This is a genomic window from Hyphobacterium sp. (assembly GCF_965228115.1).
Taxonomy (GTDB): domain Bacteria; phylum Pseudomonadota; class Alphaproteobacteria; order Caulobacterales; family Maricaulaceae; genus Hyphobacterium.
Genome location: NZ_OZ245794.1, coordinates 2,540,360 through 2,556,950, shown reverse-complemented (window position 1 = coordinate 2,556,950; position 16,591 = coordinate 2,540,360). Strand labels below are relative to the sequence as shown.

At 60.5% G+C, this 16,591-nt stretch carries 17 protein-coding genes and 1 tRNA gene; 10 read left to right on the top strand and 8 right to left on the bottom strand.

Annotated elements, in window-relative coordinates; genetic code table 11:
• The first annotated feature begins 5 nt into the window (after nucleotides 1-5).
• The 3 genes from ACO079_RS13110 to ACO079_RS13100 all read left to right on the top strand — a co-directional run bounded on the left by ACO079_RS13110 (nucleotide 6) and on the right by ACO079_RS13100 (nucleotide 1,616).
• Nucleotides 6-704, top strand: coding sequence for a pirin family protein (locus ACO079_RS13110; RefSeq protein ID WP_421790682.1), 699 nt, complete (start codon nucleotides 6-8; stop codon nucleotides 702-704).
• A gap of 69 nt (nucleotides 705-773) precedes the next feature.
• Nucleotides 774-998: a hypothetical protein gene (locus tag ACO079_RS13105; protein WP_421790681.1), complete on the top strand. Its 225-nt coding sequence runs from the start codon at nucleotides 774-776 to the stop codon at nucleotides 996-998.
• A 75-nt stretch (nucleotides 999-1,073) separates the two neighbouring features.
• Nucleotides 1,074-1,616, top strand: coding sequence for a hypothetical protein (locus ACO079_RS13100; protein ID WP_421790680.1), 543 nt, complete (start codon nucleotides 1,074-1,076; stop codon nucleotides 1,614-1,616).
• A 31-nt stretch (nucleotides 1,617-1,647) separates the two neighbouring features.
• Here ACO079_RS13100 and queE read toward each other — a convergent pair whose 3' ends face one another.
• Nucleotides 1,648-2,277, bottom strand: coding sequence for a 7-carboxy-7-deazaguanine synthase (gene queE, locus ACO079_RS13095; RefSeq protein ID WP_421790679.1), 630 nt, complete (start codon nucleotides 2,275-2,277; stop codon nucleotides 1,648-1,650).
• Nucleotides 2,274-2,984: a 7-cyano-7-deazaguanine synthase QueC gene (gene queC, locus ACO079_RS13090; RefSeq protein WP_421790678.1), complete on the bottom strand. Its 711-nt coding sequence runs from the start codon at nucleotides 2,982-2,984 to the stop codon at nucleotides 2,274-2,276. Before queC ends, queE begins: the two co-directional genes overlap by 4 nt.
• A gap of 31 nt (nucleotides 2,985-3,015) precedes the next feature.
• Here queC and cutA point away from each other — a divergent pair, with 31 nt between their 5' ends.
• Nucleotides 3,016-3,336, top strand: a complete 321-nt coding sequence (gene cutA, locus ACO079_RS13085; protein WP_421790677.1) for a divalent-cation tolerance protein CutA — start codon at nucleotides 3,016-3,018, stop codon at nucleotides 3,334-3,336.
• Here cutA and ACO079_RS13080 read toward each other — a convergent pair.
• Nucleotides 3,333-5,294, bottom strand: coding sequence for a response regulator (locus ACO079_RS13080; protein WP_421790676.1), 1,962 nt, complete (start codon nucleotides 5,292-5,294; stop codon nucleotides 3,333-3,335). The genes cutA and ACO079_RS13080 overlap by 4 nt on opposite strands.
• Nucleotides 5,295-5,442: 148 nt before the next feature.
• On the opposite strand from ACO079_RS13080, the gene ACO079_RS13075 reads away from it, so the two are divergent.
• Nucleotides 5,443-7,050, top strand: coding sequence for an FAD-dependent oxidoreductase (locus ACO079_RS13075; protein ID WP_421790675.1), 1,608 nt, complete (start codon nucleotides 5,443-5,445; stop codon nucleotides 7,048-7,050).
• 6 nt (nucleotides 7,051-7,056) lie between these two features.
• On the opposite strand, the gene mscL is transcribed toward ACO079_RS13075, so the two are convergent.
• Nucleotides 7,057-7,482, bottom strand: coding sequence for a large conductance mechanosensitive channel protein MscL (gene mscL, locus ACO079_RS13070; RefSeq protein ID WP_421790674.1), 426 nt, complete (start codon nucleotides 7,480-7,482; stop codon nucleotides 7,057-7,059).
• 77 nt (nucleotides 7,483-7,559) lie between these two features.
• A tRNA-Met gene (locus tag ACO079_RS13065) sits at nucleotides 7,560-7,636 on the bottom strand.
• A 167-nt stretch (nucleotides 7,637-7,803) separates the two neighbouring features.
• On the opposite strand from ACO079_RS13065, the gene ACO079_RS13060 reads away from it, so the two are divergent.
• The 4 genes from ACO079_RS13060 to ACO079_RS13045 all read left to right on the top strand — a co-directional run bounded on the left by ACO079_RS13060 (nucleotide 7,804) and on the right by ACO079_RS13045 (nucleotide 12,610).
• A complete protein-coding gene (locus tag ACO079_RS13060) occupies nucleotides 7,804-8,439 on the top strand; it encodes an NAD(P)H-dependent oxidoreductase (protein ID WP_421790673.1) in 636 nt (211 codons plus the stop codon).
• A 3-nt stretch (nucleotides 8,440-8,442) separates the two neighbouring features.
• Entirely contained in the window at nucleotides 8,443-10,446 is a 2,004-nt protein-coding gene (locus ACO079_RS13055) for a cation:proton antiporter (RefSeq protein WP_421790672.1), read from the top strand.
• On the top strand, nucleotides 10,433-11,512 hold the full coding sequence (locus tag ACO079_RS13050) for a malate/lactate/ureidoglycolate dehydrogenase (protein ID WP_421790671.1): 1,080 nt from the start codon (nucleotides 10,433-10,435) through the stop codon (nucleotides 11,510-11,512). The genes ACO079_RS13055 and ACO079_RS13050 overlap by 14 nt, the downstream gene beginning before the upstream one ends.
• 189 nt (nucleotides 11,513-11,701) lie before the next feature.
• Nucleotides 11,702-12,610 carry an alpha/beta fold hydrolase gene (locus tag ACO079_RS13045; RefSeq protein ID WP_421790670.1) on the top strand — a complete coding sequence of 303 codons (909 nt, stop codon included), beginning with the start codon at nucleotides 11,702-11,704 and terminating at the stop codon, nucleotides 12,608-12,610.
• Between the two features lie 212 nt (nucleotides 12,611-12,822).
• Here ACO079_RS13045 and ACO079_RS13040 read toward each other — a convergent pair whose 3' ends face one another.
• A complete protein-coding gene (locus ACO079_RS13040) occupies nucleotides 12,823-13,242 on the bottom strand; it encodes an acyl-CoA thioesterase (RefSeq protein WP_421790669.1) in 420 nt (139 codons plus the stop codon).
• Nucleotides 13,242-14,669, bottom strand: coding sequence for a dihydrolipoyl dehydrogenase (lpdA, locus tag ACO079_RS13035; RefSeq protein ID WP_421790668.1), 1,428 nt, complete (start codon nucleotides 14,667-14,669; stop codon nucleotides 13,242-13,244). Before lpdA ends, ACO079_RS13040 begins: the two co-directional genes overlap by 1 nt.
• Before the next feature lie 218 nt (nucleotides 14,670-14,887).
• Here lpdA and ACO079_RS13030 point away from each other — a divergent pair, with 218 nt between their 5' ends.
• On the top strand, nucleotides 14,888-15,307 hold the full coding sequence (locus tag ACO079_RS13030) for a hypothetical protein (RefSeq protein ID WP_421790667.1): 420 nt from the start codon (nucleotides 14,888-14,890) through the stop codon (nucleotides 15,305-15,307).
• Nucleotides 15,308-15,340: 33 nt separating this feature from the next.
• Here the strand turns inward: ACO079_RS13030 and ACO079_RS13025 are convergent, their stop codons facing one another.
• On the bottom strand, nucleotides 15,341-16,429 hold the full coding sequence (locus ACO079_RS13025; RefSeq protein ID WP_421790666.1) for a serine hydrolase domain-containing protein: 1,089 nt from the start codon (nucleotides 16,427-16,429) through the stop codon (nucleotides 15,341-15,343).
• Nucleotides 16,430-16,591 lie beyond the last annotated feature (162 nt).

The following is a 16,591-nucleotide window of genomic DNA, read 5'->3' as shown; positions in this document are numbered from 1 at the left end:
TTCACATGATCGACGTTCGTTCTTTTGACAGTCTTGGCCGGTTCAATATCGACTGGCTGAATGCCAAACACCATTTCAGCTTCGGCGAATACCATGATCCGTCCCGCATGGGGTGGGGGGCGCTGCGTGTCTGGAATGATGATGAAATCAAGGCCCAGACCGGCTTTCCTCCGCATCCCCATGCGGACATGGAGATTATCACCTATGTCCGGGATGGTGCCATTACCCATGAAGACAGCCTCGGCAACAAGGGCCGGACGGTGGCCGGTGATGTCCAGGTGATGTCAGCAGGCTCAGGCATCCGCCATGCCGAATACAACCAGGAAGACGAGCTGACGCGGATTTTCCAGATCTGGATTGTGCCTGATCAGCGTGGCGGCCAGCCCCGCTGGGACGCCATGGAGTTTCCGAAAGATGACCGCGCCGGCGAGCTGGTGGTTCTGGCCTCCGGTAAGCCGGAGGAGGAAGGCGGGTTGATGATCCGGGCTGATGCCAGGGTGATGGGTGCCACGCTCAAAGCGGGCCAAAGCCTTACCTATACGCCAAAGCCGGGCCGGCACCAGTATCTGGCCTCGACCAAGGGCGTGATCGAGGTCAATGGCGAAACGGTCAGGGCGCGGGATGGCGCGGCGATCAAGGATGTCGAGACGCTCACCATCACGGCTCTGGAAAATGCCGAGCTGGTGCTGACTGACACGCGCTAGCTATCTTTCACGCTTTGTGAATTCTTGCCGGGCGATCATGATGGGGCACCTAGAAATCAGGAGAGCCCCATGACCGCCCGGCGTATTCTTATTGGCCTTGGACTTTTGCTCGCCGCGCCGGCCCTGTCCGGCTGTCTGGTGATCGGCGCCACCTCCATGGTGGCGGAAACCGCTGTTCGTACCACCGGCACCGCGTTGGAAACTGCCGGTAATGTCGGCGAAGCCGTCGTGCGCACCGCCATTCCCGGCGATGGCGAGGACGATGATGACGAAGATGATGGCGGACGCGAATAAGTTAACCTGACAGCGCCGCGTCCGCCTGCTATGTTTCGTTCATCGGGGACAGTTGCATTACAGGGAGGAGCGTCCATGCGCTATCTTGTATCCATCCTTGCCGCAGCCGTTCTGGCGGCTCCGGCATTCGCGCAAGGCTTGAGCGCGAATTATTCCGCATCACCGACCGGGCCTGTGGCTCTTGCAAACATCGAGATTGGCGAGACCCTGTTCGACAAGGGCGATGAATATGGCGTTCGTGAATTTGACCGCCTGATCCGGACGCTGAATGCGGATCTGGAGCGCGAGCTTCGTGGTATTTCCATGCTGGGTGACGGCGGCACTTCTGCCGTTCTGCACGTCACAATCGAGGACGCGACACCGAACCGGCCGACCTTTGCCCAACAGGGCGCGTCCGGAGTGAGCTGGCAAAGCTATGGGCGCGGTGGCGCTCATCTGACCGCCGAACTGCATGATGCCTCGGGCAATGTGATCGCGACTTTCGATTATAGCTGGGAAACGCCGGATATCCGCGATGCCCAGTTTGCCAGCGTGTGGACGGACACACACCGGACTTTTGACCGGTTCGCGGTCCGGTTGGCCCGCAGTCTGGAAGAGACCGTCAATTCAGGCTCATAGCTGAAGGCAAGCTATTTGCGGACGGGGCGCTTCAGGGCGCCCCGATCCATTTGTGGGTCTGCAGGCTGAGTGACCATTTCGGGTGCGCCAGGCAGTATTCAAATGCCTTGGTGGCGTTTTCCATCTGGCGCGGCCCGTCCATGGGCTGCAGGGAAAAGCGTTTGAACTTCAGATGCTCGAATTGAGCCGGGTCATGTTCTGGTTGCGGGAAGACAAGTTTCAATTCGTCGCCGGACAATTGCGCCAGTTCGGCATTGGCTTTCGGACTGACCGTCAGCCAGTCAATCCCGGCAGGGGCCGCGATCGTGCCATTGGTTTCAACGGCAATATCAAAGCCCTGCGCTTTGAAGGCGGCAATTAGCGGATCATCCAGCTGAAGCAGCGGCTCTCCTCCGGTGCACACCACAAGCGGCTTTCCACCGCCCGGCCATTTCTCCGCTACCGCCATGGCCAGGGCTTCGGCCGTCTTGAATTTACCGCCGCCCGGCCCGTCCGTGCCGACAAATTCCGTATCGCAGAAATTACAGACCGCGCTCGCCCGATCGCGTTCCAGACCGCTCCAGAGATTACAGCCCGCAAAGCGGCAGAAGACAGCCGGACGTCCGGCCTGGCCGCCTTCTCCCTGTACGGTCAGAAAGATTTCTTTCACCGCATAGGTCATTTGCCGGCAAGCCAGTCGCGCCAGCCCTTGGCCCGCAATTCACAAGCCGGGCATTCACCGCATCCATAGCCCCAGTCATGGCGTGTCGAGCGATCGCCGCGATAACAGGTGTGGCTGTCTTCCACGATTAGCGCGACCAACTTTTGCCCGCCTATCTCACTGGCCAGCGCCCAGGTCTCGGCCTTGGTAAGCTTCATCAGCGGGGTCTCAATCGGCATTTTCCGTTCCAGACCAAGCGCGAGCATTTTTTCTGCCGCATCAATGGTGGCACGGCGGCAATCGGGATAGCCGGAATAATCGGTCTCACACATGCCCCCGACCATACGCCGCATTCCACGCCGGTAGGCAAGCGCGGACGCCACTGTCAGGAAAACAAGATTACGCGCCGGTACGAATGTAGTGGGCAGGCCATCCTCATGCCAGGCGATTTCCATTTCCGCCGTCAGGGCACTATCCGCCAGCGCGCCAAAACCGCGAAGATCAATGAGATGATCCATGCCCAGCCGGTTCGCCCATGCCGGGTTCAGATCGGATAGACCCGTGCGGATGCGCTGGCGCGCCTGCAGCTCGACATCATGGCTTTGGCCGTAATCAAACCCGACGGTTTCAACCTGCTCAAACCGGTCCAGCGCCCAGGCGAGCGCGGTGGCAGAATCCTGGCCGCCGGAAAACAGGACGAGTGCGCTTTGTTCGGTTTCAGACTTCATGGCGCGGCCTTATAGGGCTAAACGGTCTCTGATGTCAGAGGTATCGCTGATTTATACGACCTGGCCAGATATGGCGTCAGCGAAAGCTGCCGCCAATACCCTGCTGTCCGAGCGGCTGATCGCCTGCGCCAATCTTTTACCGGCCGGAACCTCGCTCTATCGCTGGGACGGCAAGATGCAGGAAGAGGCCGAATGGGTGATGATCCTCAAAACAGCACGAGGTCAGGCTTGCTCTGAGCGTGTGAAGGCGGTGCATCCGTATGAGGAACCGGCCATTCTGGAATGGCTGGTCGAGGAGGATGGCAGCTCGTCCGGCTTTCTCGACTGGGTGCGTGCAGAATCGGGGGGCTAGCTGGCCTTCGCCGCTGGCTGGGAAACGCTTTCACCCGCCAGCACATTGGCAATGGTTGAAAACAGCCGATCGGTGTCGATCGGTTTGGAAATAAACCCGTCCATGCCCGCTGCGAGACACGCGGCTTCATCTTCGCGGCGTGCATTGGCCGTCAGAGCGACAATCGGCGTCATGGCCGCAGTTGTCGGCAAATCACGGATCGCCCGCGTGGCCGCCAACCCGTCCATAACCGGCATCCGCATGTCCATCAGAATGACATCAAATGCCCGATTGCTTGCGGCTTCCACCGCCTGTTCGCCATTCTCGGCGAAGTCAACCGACCAGCCCTTGGCCACAAGAAAGCCCTCGATGACCGTGCGATTGATGGCATTGTCCTCTGCCGCCAGAACCCGTAGCGGACGCTCTGGCAGACCGGATCCCGGAGCCGTTTGCAGGGCTGCGGGCCCGCTATCCTCAATCGCGGTTGCGGCAACCGGTTGTCTGACCGGTTCATTGTTGCCTTCATGGCGCTGAAGGCTCGGTAACTCCACCTGGAACCAGAAGGCGGAGCCGCCATCCTGCGGGCGCTCGAAACCGACGGTTCCGTCCATCATTTCGGCCAGATGACGTGTGATCGTCAGACCGGTCGACGTGCCTTCCATGACGCGGATGCCATCATCATCGGTTTCGAAGAAACTCTTGAACAACCGGCCTTCAGCCTCTCGTGGCACGCCCCGCCCTGTATCGCGCACCTTCGCGGACAGGGAAGCCTTGCCGGCGGTTTCGGTCACTTTGAGGCGAACCATGATCCGCCCGTTGTGCGTATAGCGGAATGCGTTGCGCACATAGGTAAACAGCATTTGTTTCAGGCGCGCAGCATCGCCAGCGATGACCAAATTTGCGTCACCTTTGACCTTGACCTCGAATTCCAGCCCTTTGGCTTTGGCCTTGGGTTCCCATAGCATGCGGGTATCGCGCGCCAGCCGTTCTGCCGTGATTTCACTCGGGGTCAGGGACAGTTGTCCGGATTCCAGACTGGCAACGTCGCGGAGATCGCCGACAAACCGCATCAGCATTTCACCGGCTTCATAGATCTGGCGGTTCTTCTTGCGGGTATCGGAATCCAGCGACGTGTCTTCGGAGATCCGGCGCGAAACACCGATAATGCCCGAAAGCGGATTTTTAATGTCGTGCGACACGCTGGCGAGGAATGCAGTTTTCGCCTTGATCGCCTCTTCGCCTTTTTTGGCGGTCGATTCGTGGCGCTTGGCCAGTTCGCGCAGAGCTTTCGCCTGTGTTTCCACGCGGATCCGCGCGCCTTCCAGCGAGGCGTTGGCCTCAAAGGCGTCTTTCAACGTGTCGCGGTAGGATTTCGATAGCCGCATCGTAACGAAGAGATAGAGGTAGAGCACCGCCGCGAGGCCCAGCGCAGGAACCGTTCCGATCATCACCAGATAAACCGCAACAATGGACAAGGCGGGTAGGTTATAGGCCACAATTCCAATGGGCCGGGTCGCAGCGGTTATGGCGGCACCGGCTGTCATACCCGCGATGATGAACGCCACCGCGAAATGGGCAACCGAGATATTGCCGAGGGGGAGGAGGAAGATTGCGGCCCCCCAGGTCGATCCCGACAGGGCGGTTAGCACCAGGAACAGCTTGTCGCGCAAGGGCGGTAGACGTCCGCCCCGCTTGATCGCATGACGGGCCAACAGATATCGGCTAGCTGCAACGGCCACGCCAAACACAAACCAGGCCGCGACCCACATGACCGGTGCTTCGCCGATCAGCATGGCCCCCAGGATGACACCATTGACGACATTCATCGGGACCGCAGACAGGCCGCTGCGGAAATAGATCTCCATACGGGCCCGGTCGATCTCTTCCAGCGCGCCTTCATTGACGTCTCGTGCCTTGGCCGCCAACGCCTCGGCTTTCTTCTGTTTTTTGAGGCGTCCCGAAAGAGTTAATCCAAACACGCGCATCCCCGCCGCTGGCAAAAGCGAATCACTTATGCCTAGAAGGGCATGAACAGAGTGGCCAGATGGTTAACGCCCGCAATCTGCACGGGTGACATCCAGGCGCGGCGTGCCATAGTTTCTATGAAAACCGACAGGATTGCCCGACATGGAAAGTCTCGCCCCCGATTTGCGCCAGATGCAGCGCACGCCTTTGCACGACAGGCATGTGGAGCTGATCCGCGAAGCCGGTGAGGTACGGGACCTCGCGGCACGGCATGTCCTGGTCCGGCCGGGCGAGGTGCTGACGCATTTCTACTATCTGCTTGAAGGTGAAGTAGAAGTTGTCGATGCCAGAACCGATGAGCGAGCTTTGCCCAACACGCTGGGGCCCGGACAATATGCCGGCGATATCAGCTTTCTGAGCAATAGCGGGGCGGCACTGATGCTGCGCACCGCACAGGCCACCCGAGTCATCGCGGTCGAGCGCGAGACCATGTTGCGGCTGATGTCCCAGACCCCGGAGATGAGCGACATTATCGTCACCGTGTTTGCGGCGCGCCGGCGGCGGATACTGGAGTCTGGCGATAGCGCACTGACCCTGATCGGCACGGAAATGAGCCGCGATTTGCGTCAGGTCGAGGCCTTCCTGTCGCGCAACATGGTGCCGCATCGGCGGCTCACCATCGAAGAGGGCGATCAGGAAGGGTATGCCGGGCCGAAGGGCGAGCCGCGCCTCGTCCATAATGGCCATGAGCGGGTCGAACACCCTTCGGCGCAGAATGTCGCCCGGCTGCTGCGCCTCGATCAAAGCCTTGAAAACACCGCCACTGTTGATGTCCTGATTGTCGGTGGCGGGCCGTCCGGCGTGGCGGCGGCCGTCTATGCCGGGGCGGAGGGTTTAAGCGCGCTGGTGGTCGATGAGATCGCGATTGGCGGACAGGCCGGCACGTCGTCGCGGATTGAAAACTATATGGGCTTTCCCACCGGGATTTCGGGCGGCGACCTGATCTGGCGGGGCGAAGTTCAGGCGTTGAAATTCGGCACCCAGTTTGCTGTACCGCGCCGGGTTATCGAGGTTAAAAAGCGAGGAGAGCGGGATTTCGCCGCGCGCCTGTGTGACGGGACGATTATTCAAGCCAGAGCGGTCATCATCGCCACCGGCGTGCAATACCGGCAACTACCGCTGGATCGCCTCAGCGAGTTCGAGGGCAATGGCATCTATTATGCGGCGACCGAATCCGAGGCGCGCTATTGCACCGGCGCGGAAGTGGCGATCATTGGCGGAGGCAATTCCGCAGGCCAGGCGGCCATGTATCTCTGCCGCAAGGCCAGCCATGTCCATGTGCTGGTCCGCGGCGCGTCACTGGCCGCCTCCATGTCGGATTATCTGACCAACCGGCTGGACGCCGATCCGGACATCACCGTCCATTATAATACGCAGGTCACCGCGCTGGGCGGCAGGGACCGGCTGGAAGCCATCGACATTCATGACGGCGCAAAAGACGAAACGCGCATGCTATCCGTGTGCGGTCTTTTCATCATGGTCGGGGCGGCGCCGAACACCGCCTGGTTGCCCGAAGCTGTCGAAAAAGATGCGCGCGGCTTTGTGCTGACCGGTCAGGATGTCGGCAACGACTCGCCGTTTGAAACTTCGCTGGGCGGCGTGTTCGCTGTTGGCGATGTCCGCGCCGGATCGGTCAAGCGCGTGGCCTCCGCCGTGGGCGAAGGCTCCGTCGCCATCTCCAAAGTCTGGGACTATGTCCGCAGTGCGTAAGCGCGCTTAAGAGGCGCGCTCTTTCGCCAACAAATCCCGGATTTCTTCCAGCAGCACTTGTTCTTTTGGTGGCGCTGGCGGAGCTGCTGGGGCTTCCTCTTCCTTCTTCTTCATATTGTTCATGCCGCGAATAATGAGGAAGAGCGCAAAGGCGAGGATTAGAAAGGCGATTACATTATTGATGAAGAGACCATAATTGATGGTCGCTGCGCCGGCTTCCTGAGCCGCAGCCAGGCTTTCATACTCGCCTTCGCCAAGCGTGATGAAAAGATTGGTGAAATCCACCCCGCCCAGCGCCAGACCCAGCGGCGGCATGAGAATGTCATCCACCATGGATTTGACGATGGTTGAAAACGCGCCGCCCAGAATGAAGCCGACCGCAAGGTCGACCACATTGCCGCGCATGGCAAAATCTTTGAAATCTTTCAGCATGACGCCCTCCCCTTGGCGATTCCGGATATCTGGCAGACTGGCCTGAGTCGGTGCGAAGGGAAATTGGGGGGTGAAAATGGTAGCGGAGGAGAGACTTGAACTCCCGACACGCGGATTATGATTCCGCTGCTCTAACCAGCTGAGCTACTCCGCCACGCAATCGGCGAGGCTAGCCAGCCATCGCCGCGAGGACAGGCGATATACGAAAAGCCTGCGCTGCGCGCAAGCAGGCGATTTCATCGATTCATCGCCTTTGTCATGGCGCCCCGCCAGACAGCCGCCTATGCTTGCTTTTAGGGATGACGGGCCGAGGGAGCCGGCATGAGCCTTGTGGACACATCGAGCGAGACGCGGCGCATTCTGATTCTGGCAGCGCACCCGTCGCCGCGGCGGTCATTTGCCGGAAAGGCGATGCGCCGGGCCCTGACGGGTATTCAGGGCGTCACGCTGGCGGATCTCTATGCCGAATATCCGCGGCTGGACATCGATGCGGATGCCGAACAGGCCCGGCTGGCCGGGCATGATGTTGTCATCCTGCTTCACCCTTTCTTCTGGTATTCGACGCCGGCCATTTTGAAAGAATGGCAGGACATTGTGCTGGAATATGGCTGGGCGTACGGCCCCGGCGGCGACGCCCTGCAAGGCAAGATCCTGTTCAACGCCATGACGGCGGGCGGGCCGGAAGAGGCCTATCGCGAAGAAGGCTATAATCATTTCCCGGTGCGCACGCTGTTGTCACCGATCGAACAGACGGCGGATCTGTGCGGCATGGTCTATTTGCCGCCTTTTACCTTTTTCCGGGCTGGTCATGCGCATGGGGACAACCGTCTCAATGAACATATCGCCGAATGGAAAGCGCTGATAACGGCGTTGCGCGACCGCACGCTGGACATTGAAGCCGCACGCGGCCTGCCCCTGATGAATGGTCAGGTAAAGTCGCTGACGGAAGAGGGCTGAGCCATGGGCGGATTTCTTCTCGACGCCACGATCTATCTGACCGCTGCCGTCATTCTGGTGCCGATCGCAACGCGGCTCGGCCTGGGGTCGGTGCTGGGCTATTTGATCGCCGGGGTGCTGATCGGGCCGGTCTTTGGCCTGGTCGGGTCGGAAACCCAGGACTTGCAGCATTTCGCCGAGTTCGGGGTGGTGATGATGCTCTTCCTGATCGGGCTGGAGCTGGAACCCAAAGCGCTGTGGGATATGCGCGCGCGGCTGGTCGGTCTGGGCGGCATCCAGGTTGGCGTGACCACTGTCCTGATAGCCGCGGTTGCGATGGCGCTGGGCGTTGGCTGGACGGTTGCGCTGGCCATCGGTCTGACTTTCTCGCTCTCCTCCACAGCGATCGTGATGCAGTCCCTGTCAGAAAAGTCGCTGGAAAAAACCGAAGGCGGCCGCGCCAGTTTCTCGATCCTGTTGTTCGAGGATATCGCCGTTATTCCCATGCTGGCCTTTCTGCCACTGCTGGCGCTGCCGGAGATCATGGGTTCGGGCGCCGAAGAGGTGATCGCGCATGGCGCAGATCATGGCGGCGGGCACGGCGATGATCACGGCAATGACCATGGCGATGGCGGGCATGGCCCCAATCTTAATCTGACGGAACAATTGCCGGGCTGGGCCTATGCGCCGACCGTGCTGGCGGCGATTGCGATTGTCGTTGGCGGCGGGCGCTATCTGGTGCGGCCGCTGTTCCGGTTTATCGCCCGTTCGGGCCTGCGCGAGATGTTCACCGCCTTTGCCCTGTTCCTGGTCATTGGCATCGCCCTGTTGATGACGCTGGTCGGCCTGTCGCCCGCGCTGGGCACTTTCCTGGCGGGGGTGGTGCTGGCCAATTCGGAATACCGGCATGAGCTGGAAGCGGATATTGAGCCCTTCCGCGGGCTGTTGATGGGGCTCTTTTTTATCACGGTCGGTGCGGGCATCAGCTTTGCCGTGCTGATTGCAGACTGGCTGTTGATCCTCGGGCTTTTGGTCGGGCTGATCGTTATCAAGGGCGCGGTGGTCTATGTCGCGGCGATGATATTCGGCATCAAGGGCCGCGATCGCTGGCTGGCGACCTTGGCGCTGGCGCAAGCGGGCGAGTTCGGCTTTGTTCTGTTGTCCTTCAACGTGCAGAACAATGTCATCCCGGCGGATTTGCAGCCGCTCCTGTCACTTCTGGTGGCGCTGTCCATGCTGGTGACGCCCTTGCTCTTCATTCTTTACGAGCAGGTCTTCGCCAAGAAATTCACTGCGGCCGAGCCGGAGCATGAGGCCGATGAAATCGATCAGCGCGGCACCACCATCATTGCCGGTAATGGCCGGTTCGGACAAATCGTCCACCGCGTGCTGCGGGCCAGCGGCTATGAAATCGTGGTGCTGGAACACAAGAGCGATTTTGTCGAGAACATGGCCAAGTTCGGCATCAAGACCTTCTATGGCGATGCCACGCGGCCCGACCTGCTGGCGGCTGCGGGACTGAAGGAGGCGAGGCAGTTTGTCGCCGCCATCGACGACAAGGACCAGATTACCGAGCTGGTCAAACATGTCCGGCGCGAACGGCCCGACATTCACATTGTGGCGCGCGCCATCGACCGTCATCACGTCTATCAACTCTATGCCGCAGGAGCGAATGACATCATTCGCGAGACCTTTGACAGTGCTGTCCGCGCCGCGCGCAGCGCTCTGGAAGGTCTGGGTGAGCACCCGTTCGAAGCGGAAAAAGCCGTCCGGTATTTCGTGCGCCATGACAAGGAAACCATCCGCAAGCTGGCCGCAGCCTGGCGCGAAGGCGTGTCGGTTTTCGATAATCAGGAATATCTCGACATTGCCCGGCGGCAGAATGACATGATGGAAGAAACCATGCGCAATGACAGGGCAACCGGGCGGGATAACGCGCTGGAACGCGCCTGGGCTCCGCCGCATGAGCGGCCGGAAGAGCAGGTCGAGGATGACAGCGGCGGAGGCGGCGGTAATGACACCCGGTGATCTGCGCATTCAAGCGGCTGAACTGACCGCATTCGCAAGCGAGGCTCTGGAAAAATCGGGTGCCCGGCCTGCTGATGCCCTCACCGTCGCCAAACATCTGGTCGGGGCCAATCTGGCCGGGCATGACAGTCATGGAATCGGGCTGTTACCCGCCTATGTAAAACACGCGGTAGAGGGTCTGGTGGATGTGACTGCCGACCCGGAAATTCTCCATGACAAGGGCGCGGTTCTGAAAGTCGCGGCCCATGACAGCTGGGGCAAGGTGGCCGGCGATTTTGCCATGAAGGCTGCCTTCCCCAAGGTTGACGCGCTGGGCCTGTGTGCGGTGACAGTCTCGAATGCCCATCATCTGGGCCGCATTGGCGCATATGGCGAGCTGGCCGCGCAGGAAGGCTTTGCGGCGCTCTTCTTTGTGAACGTCACCGATCACGATCCGATGGTTGCACCCTATCGCGGAACCGATGCCCGCTTTGGCACAAATCCGGTGTGTATCGCCCTGCCCCCGACGGGCGCAAAACCTGCCTTCTTGCTCGACATGGCGACCAGCCGTATCGCCATGGGCAAGGCGCGCGTGGCGGCCAATAAGGGCGGGCGGGTCCCGTTTGGCTCCATCATTGATGCGGACGGAATGCCAACGGATGATCCGTCCGGTTTTAAAGGATTTGAACAAAAAGGCGCGCTGGCCCCCTTTGGAGATCACAAAGGATATGGCCTCGCTTTCGCGGCGGAATTGCTGGCCGGGGCGTTTTCAGGCGGCGGAACAATCCAGCCCGGCAATGAACGCCGCGGCGGGATCCGCAATCAGATGCTGGCGATTGTTATGCAACCGGATGCGTTCGGAGATCCCGCCGACATGGAGCGTGAGATGGAAGCGATGTGGAGTTATGCCACCGCCTCCCCGCCGGCTGATTGGGACAGCCCGGTTATTGCGCCCGGCGATCCGGAACGCGCCCTGCGCAAGCGCCGGTCTGAATCCGGCATTCCGCTGGATCCGGAAACCGTGAAACAGCTGAACGCGGCGGCGGAGGCAGTAGGCGTTGAGGGGCGGTTGGGAGTTAAGGAATAGCGCTCTAATTCTCGTCATTCCGGGGCGCGCCGCAGGTGCGAACCCGGAACCCATGCTGAAATGGCAACATTCCGGAATGGGTCCCGGACTGCCGCTTCGTGTCATCCGGGATGACGAAGACAAATCCCCCTTCCCTCGCCGGTAAACAGCGTTCACACTGACCGCGATGCATTTGGGGAGAGGCCAGAGATGAAACACCTGATAGCTGCCGCTATTGGCGCGGTCCTGTTGACCGCTGCCGGTTCTGCGCAGGATGAAATCGAGATCACGCCGGCTGCCGAGAATGTCGTGTACGGCATGGTGTCCGGTGCCGCCATGCTGATGGATGTCTATGCGCCAACCGGGGAGTCCAACGGTCTGGGCGTCATCGTGGTGCCTGGCTCAGGTTTTTTCCGGCCCATGATCTATTCCGCGCCGCCGCTGAAAGACCTGGAGGGCTATGACTATATGCGCGCCGTTGTGCAGGCGCTGAACGCGGACGGCTTTACGGCCTTTGTCATCAATCACCGCTCTTCACCGGGTAACCAGTTTCCCGCCGCCGTGAATGATACACGCCGGGCGGTCCGGTTCGTGCGTTTTGCCGCCGATCAGTTCGGGATTGATCCCGACCGGATTGGCGCGCTGGGTCATTCATCGGGCGGGAACCTCGCGGCCATGGCGGCGCTGATGGATGATGCGCCCGGCGAAGGCGTGGACCCTGTGGATCAGACGTCCGCCGCCTTGCAGGCCTATGTCGGCATTGCCGCGCCCTATGTTTTCACCGGGGATCCGAACGAGGCGAACTCCTATGCCGCCCAGACCATTGTGATGTATCTGGGCGAGCCGTACTGGGGCATGGACAATCATTTCCGGACCCAGGCGCCGCTGGTGGTACAGGCCTCACCGGCCACCTATGCCGATGCCAATGATCCGCCGCTTTATCTCATTGATTCTGCCGATGACCCGATCGTGCCGACGGCTCAGGCCGATCAGATGATTGCCGTGCTTGAGGAGGCGGGGGCGACTTATACCCATGTCCGCACCGAGGGCGGTCAGCACGATCCCGACTTTGATATGGCGGAAATGACGGCTTGGCTGGAGGCGGTGCTTTCTGAGTAGTGTTTCATCGCCGTTCGCGGTTCGCGAGCAATTGAACGCAAGGAAACGAAAAAGAGAAACCATCGTCATCGTCCGGCTTGACCGGACGATCTCGTCATAGAGACCCTCCGATCAAGTCGGAGGGTGACGAGTAGAAACATGACTCTAGCTGAATTGTTTTACGCCTGATCTTGCGAAACAGGGGTCAGAAAAACTCGAGGCGATGTGAAAGCTCACTCCGGATAAAACAGCGCCCGTGTCTCCGCCGGCATGCGCGACGGGCGACGGGTATTGGCGTCGATATAGGTCCACGTCGTGAGGACTTTGGCCGACGGTTTATCAGCACCCGCCTTGCGAATATCGACATGACGCGGAAAACGCAGGCCTTTGGGCGGTTCCACCCAGGTGCGCATCTCCACCTCATCGCCAAGTTTTAACTCGCGGTGATAATCGATCTCGTGGCGGATTACGACCCACAGGCCCGCCGAGACCATGTCCGGCGTCGCCACCGTTTCCCAATGGCGCCCGGCCATTTCAGACGCCCAGCGCAGATAGACCAGATTGTTCACATGGCCCATGAAATCGATTTCCTCCTCCACCACGCTCTGGCGGTGAAGGAAGGCGGTTTCAAACGTATTTGAGAGCGTGGCCACTAGCGCTTGGGCGCGGAAATGTGGATCGGATGGCCCAGCGCGGCCAGAGCCGCTTCGGCCAGGCCTTCGGTCAGCGTCGGGTGGACATGGACCGTACCGGCAATGTCTTCCAGGCGTGCGCCCATTTCCATGGCCAGCGCAAACTCGCCTGAGAGTTCCGAGACATGCTTGCCCACGGCATGAATGCCGAGAATGACATGGTCGCTCTCGCGTGCGGTGATGCGCACAAAGCCGCCATCGGCGCCGCCTTCCATGGAGAGGTATCGCCCATTCGCGGCCAGCGGGAATTTGCCGGTGATGACCGTTTCGCCCTGCTCCTTGGCTTCATCCGGCGTGAAACCCACACCGACCACTTCCGGCTCGGTAAAGCAGACGGCGGCGATGGCCACCGGATCAAACGCGGTCTTGTGCCCGGCGATGATCTCCGCGACGCGCTCGCCCTGGGCCGTGGCGCGGTGCGCCAGCAGCGGTTCGCCGGTTAAATCACCCAGCGCATAAACGCCGCGCATACCGGTCTCGCAGCGTTCATTGACCTGAATAAACTTCCCATCATTCGGGATGCCCATCTTCTCGAGGCCCCAGCCCTTGATCAGCGGCTTGCGGCCTACCGCGACGAGCACATTATCCGCTTCCAGGCGTTCGGTTTCGCCCTTGGGGTTTTCGTATTCGAGGAAGGTCTTGCCGCCGTCTTCCACCAGGCCCTTGGCTTTGGAGCTGGTATGAACGGTGACGCCATTGTCTTTCAGCCAGCGTGTGATCGGGCGGGTCAGCTCCTTGTCGTAGACCGGCAGGATGCGATCCAGCGCTTCCACGAAGGTGACCTCTGAACCCAGCTTGCGATAGGCGATGCCGAGTTCCAGCCCGATATAGCCGCCACCCACGACGACCAGCTTTTCCGGCAGCGTGTCCAGATCCAGCGCGCCGGTGGAACCGATCACCTTGCCACCAAAGGGCAGGAAGGGCAGTTCGACTTCTACCGAGCCGGTGGCGAGGATGACATTCCTGGCCGTGATTTTCCGGGTCGAGCCATCTTCCAGCGTGACTGTGCAGGTCTTGGCGTCTTCAAACTCGGCCCAGCCGGAAATGGCGTTGACGCCCGCCGCTTTGAGGAGCTGTTCCACGCCGCCCGTCAGCTTGCCAACGATCTCGTCCTTCCAGGCGACCAGGCCCTTCATGTCGAGTTCCGGCGCCGCGCTCAGCGAAATGCCCAGAGCCGGGCTGTAGGCATGGTGGCGCATCTCGGCGAATTTATCGGCGGCATGGATGAAGGCCTTGGACGGGATGCAGCCACGGTTCAGGCAGGTGCCGCCCCAGCCATCCTTGTCGACGATGATGGTATCGAGGCCCAGCTGGCCGGCGCGAATGGCCGCCGGATAACCGCCCGGGCCACCGCCCACTACCAGGACATCACAGGTCAGATCGCTCATGCCAAAACCCTTGTTCTCGTGTTCGCCGAGGGTTTAGCGGGGCAGGGCTTTCAGGGGAAGTGCCGAACCTGCATGGCGGGTATTCAGCATGTCCCTCCGCCATCTTATTGCCGCACTTTTGCCAGTAACCCTACGCAAAGCAGTGTTTTTCGCACCTGCCGGGTTGCGACAGCGTGCGGCCTCGCCTAGATGCCGCCTCCGCCCAGTGCAGGACCGTGATGGCTTACTCGATTCAATTCCCCGAAACCGGCAATATTACCGAGTTTCGTCTCCGCCGTGTTGTCACGCTGGAGGACATTTCGCGACTGAATGACGGGCTGTATTTTTCGCCTGACTGGCGAAAAGGCATGAATTGCCTGGGCATTATCGAAGCCGGTACCGATCTGTCCGAAATCTCGCCAGAGGTCATGCGCGACGGTCTCCGCCGCGAGGCCGAACGGCTGCGCACCGTGCGGGGGCCGGACTTCAAAATGGCCTGGGTGATAGAGGACGCGCACAATCTGCCCATCGTGCAGCTTTGGGCCGCTATGCCCTTTCTCTCTGGCCTGTATGAGCTGCGCGTCTTCCGCGAGGAAGAAGAAGCGCGTGCCTGGTTGGTAGAATTCGACCATGGCCAGGGCGGGCAGGCCGCAGAATAGCCAGCGCGAGGCTCTAGATCCCGACGGCTCTCGTCACTCCGTCATCCCGTAAGCCTCGAAGAAGCGCTGGACCAGCGGGCTGTTGTGGATTTCCGCGCGGTCCGGGCGGCTGCCCCACCACAGGCCTTCTGAATTCGCCAGTGCGATCAGCGTCAATTGCCGCTCTGGCATATGCAGATAGATGGCCGAATAAGACTGCGGCTGCCAACCGGTGTGATATATCAGACGTTCGTCGCCCCAACGCTGAACGAACCAGCCATGGACATAATCTGACGGTTGGCCATCCGCATTCATCGGCGGCGTCCACATCTCTTCGCGCAGGGCATCAGACATCAGCGTGCCGTCCGACAGGGCGATATCGAACCGGGCCAGGTCGCGGGCCGTCATATAAAGCCCGGCGGCGGCACGGAAATCATCATCCGGCAGGGGTTGTTTTACAAACCGCCCATCGACCCTGTGCATGGGCGGGGCGAGGTGGGAGAGTACATGGCCGCGCGGCGCATCGCGCCATCCGGCGGCGGTGTCGCGCATCTCTGCCGGGTCCAGCGCATAGTCATAGACAAGCGAGCGGAAATCGCGGGAATGCACCTCGTCCAGATGCCGGGAAATGCGGGCAAACACGAGAGGATTGTAGAGAAAGTCCGTACCCGGCTCGCCATTGACCCGCATGTTCACTGCGTTTCGCAAGGTCTGACCGGCGCAGGCAAAGTCCGGCACCGTCACGCCATTAATGTCGCCGCCGGCAAAGACAATGGACGAATCTGGAAACCACTCGCAAAAGCCTTGCCAGTCTTCGGCGTCTGCCAGTGGTGTATCCAGGTCAATCTCCCCTGCCCGATCCGCCAGGAACAGCGTCGTGCCTGCAATCGCCTTGGTGACCGAAGCCACAAAATAGCTGGTGTCAGCGCCGGTCGCGACGTCGCCCTCATCATCGGAGAAGCCCAGATAGGATTCCGAGACGATCTCGCCGTTCTCAATGACAATCACCGAGAAGCTGGGGATGCCTGCTTCGCGCCGGAATTCCGCCAGACCGTCTGCAAACTGATCGGCTGCCGCCGATTGCGCGGCGGTGGTTCCTGTGGCGCCAAGCGCGCATAGCGCGGCAATCCCTATAAACTTCATGGCCTGTCCCTGCCTGATGCGTGCGATTTATCGCGAGTGCGCAAGGTCGGGTTTTATGGCCTGAGATGTAAGTGGGAAAGTGGGTCGCTTGATCCCGGCCTTCCCACTCCTTTGAGGGATAGGAAAATCTCGTCCAGGCGGAGCGGCAAGTTTCAGATTCCC

Bases quoted from the DNA above. Each gene is read 5' to 3' on its own strand.
- ACO079_RS13100 (WP_421790680.1), top strand. From the start codon at position 1,074: ATGCGCTATCTTGTATCCATCCTTGCCGCAGCCGTTCTGGCGGCTCCG.
- ACO079_RS13105 (WP_421790681.1), top strand. From the start codon at position 774: ATGACCGCCCGGCGTATTCTTATTGGCCTTGGACTTTTGCTCGCCGCG.
- ACO079_RS13045 (WP_421790670.1), top strand. From the start codon at position 11,702: ATGAAACACCTGATAGCTGCCGCTATTGGCGCGGTCCTGTTGACCGCT.
- ACO079_RS13060 (WP_421790673.1), top strand. From the start codon at position 7,804: ATGAGCCTTGTGGACACATCGAGCGAGACGCGGCGCATTCTGATTCTG.
- ACO079_RS13050 (WP_421790671.1), top strand. From the start codon at position 10,433: ATGACACCCGGTGATCTGCGCATTCAAGCGGCTGAACTGACCGCATTC.
- cutA (WP_421790677.1), top strand. From the start codon at position 3,016: ATGTCAGAGGTATCGCTGATTTATACGACCTGGCCAGATATGGCGTCA.
- ACO079_RS13025 (WP_421790666.1), bottom strand. From the start codon at position 16,429: ATGAAGTTTATAGGGATTGCCGCGCTATGCGCGCTTGGCGCCACAGGA.
- mscL (WP_421790674.1), bottom strand. From the start codon at position 7,482: ATGCTGAAAGATTTCAAAGATTTTGCCATGCGCGGCAATGTGGTCGAC.
- queC (WP_421790678.1), bottom strand. From the start codon at position 2,984: ATGAAGTCTGAAACCGAACAAAGCGCACTCGTCCTGTTTTCCGGCGGC.
- queE (WP_421790679.1), bottom strand. From the start codon at position 2,277: ATGACCTATGCGGTGAAAGAAATCTTTCTGACCGTACAGGGAGAAGGC.
- ACO079_RS13110 (WP_421790682.1), top strand. From the start codon at position 6: ATGATCGACGTTCGTTCTTTTGACAGTCTTGGCCGGTTCAATATCGAC.
- ACO079_RS13030 (WP_421790667.1), top strand. From the start codon at position 14,888: ATGGCTTACTCGATTCAATTCCCCGAAACCGGCAATATTACCGAGTTT.
- ACO079_RS13075 (WP_421790675.1), top strand. From the start codon at position 5,443: ATGGAAAGTCTCGCCCCCGATTTGCGCCAGATGCAGCGCACGCCTTTG.
- lpdA (WP_421790668.1), bottom strand. From the start codon at position 14,669: ATGAGCGATCTGACCTGTGATGTCCTGGTAGTGGGCGGTGGCCCGGGC.
- ACO079_RS13055 (WP_421790672.1), top strand. From the start codon at position 8,443: ATGGGCGGATTTCTTCTCGACGCCACGATCTATCTGACCGCTGCCGTC.